This is a genomic window from Megasphaera sp. AF13-6AC (assembly GCF_027685385.1).
Taxonomy (GTDB): domain Bacteria; phylum Bacillota; class Negativicutes; order Veillonellales; family Megasphaeraceae; genus Megasphaera; species Megasphaera micronuciformis.
In genome coordinates, this window is record NZ_JAQCUN010000250.1 from 1 (window position 1) to 1064 (window position 1064).

A 1064-nucleotide genomic window follows, 5' to 3' on the forward strand; every position below is an offset into this window, starting at 1 on the left:
TGTCGACTATTCCGGTCGCTCCGTTATCGTTGTCGGTCCGGAATTAAAGATGCATCAGTGCGGGTTACCGAAAGAAATGGCCTTGGAACTCTTCAAACCCTTCGTTATGAAGAAACTTGTTGAAGAAGGCAAGGCTACGAATATTAAAAATGCGAAAAAACAGGTAGAACGTGTTCAGGAAAATGTATGGGACGTTTTGGAAGATGTCATTAAAGAACATCCCGTACTGTTGAACCGTGCCCCGACGTTGCACAGACTCGGTATTCAGGCATTTGAGCCGATTTTGTGGGAAGGTCGTGCTATTAAGTTGCATCCTTTGGTCTGCACGGCATACAATGCCGACTTTGACGGTGACCAGATGGCTTGCCACTTGCCTTTGTCCGTAGAAGCTCAGTCGGAAGCTCGTACACTCATGCTTTCGGCACACAATATTTTGGCTCCGAAGGACGGCAAACCTGTTGCCGTTCCTACGCAGGATATGGTGCTCGGCGCTTACTATCTGACCATGGTAAAACCGGGCTCCAAGGGTGAAGGAAAACTTTTTGCCGACTTTGATGAAGTCATGCTCGCTTATGATGCCAAAGTCTTGGATATCGGTGCCTTAATTAAGGTTCGTATTCCCGGACACGGTCTGATTGAAACTACGGCGGGACGCATGCTTTACAATAATCAGCTTTATGAAGCACTGCGCCGCTTCCACACGGATAAGGTTATGGTCTTTACGGATCCGAAAGATGCGGCCTTTGCGTATGAAAACGGCTTGATTGACAGTGATCACCTCGTCAAAATTAAGCGGGAAGACGGTCGGATTCTTGATTACGGATTTACGGCCATGAAGGAAGAATTCGGCGTCGACTTGGCGGCTATTCGTCCGAAGGTAGCCAAAAAAATCGATAAAGAAGCGGTTGCCGCTTTTAAAGCCGATAAAGAATATGTCGATGTAGAGTGCCTCGGTGTTTTGATGAACAAGAAACAAATCGGTAAACTCGTTGCCGATTGCTTCCATCTCGTAGGAAATACGGAAACGGCTTCGCTCCTCGACCGCATTAAAGCCATCGGCTATC

1 pseudogene is annotated in these 1064 nt (G+C 47.5%); it reads left to right on the top strand.

What is annotated here, in order from left to right:
- Positions 1-1064, top strand: a pseudogene (locus PGX78_RS08605) (DNA-directed RNA polymerase subunit beta'); the annotation flags it as partial.